Annotated in this window: 1 protein-coding gene; it reads left to right on the plus strand. The window is 60.6% G+C overall.

Going from position 1 to position 360, the window contains the following annotated elements; translation table 11 throughout:
* The first annotated feature begins 166 nt into the window (after positions 1 to 166).
* A complete protein-coding gene (locus tag BQ17_RS22015) occupies positions 167 to 328 on the plus strand; it encodes a hypothetical protein (protein WP_176722461.1) in 162 nt (53 codons plus the stop codon).
* Positions 329 to 360 lie beyond the last annotated feature (32 nt).

A 360-nucleotide genomic window follows, 5' to 3' on the forward strand; every position in this document is an offset into this window, starting at 1 on the left:
ACGACGCGCAGGAAAACCAGGCCGGCGACCGGTTGGGTGAAGACCCCACGCTGGCGAGCAAGTTGGAGGAACTCAAGACGCGCCAGGCCCGCCAGCAGGCACAACTCAAGCAGCTCGAGGAGCGTGGTGAGACCCAGCGTCGCGTACCGACCCCGATGCGCGGGCCTTGAACAAGGGCAACCAGCCTGTGACCGGCGACAACGTGCAAGGTTGCGTTGACGACAAACACCAGCTCATCGTGCATCACCAGGTCACCAACGCCGGCAATGACCAGAACCAGTTCAGAGGCTGTCTAAAAACTAACCTATTGATTTTCTACGGGCATTGATTTTCGGCTGGCTCCCCAGGCTCCAGCGTGGG

It is taken from the genome of Candidatus Thiosymbion oneisti (assembly GCF_900092655.1).
GTDB lineage: Bacteria > Pseudomonadota > Gammaproteobacteria > Chromatiales > Chromatiaceae > Thiosymbion > Thiosymbion oneisti.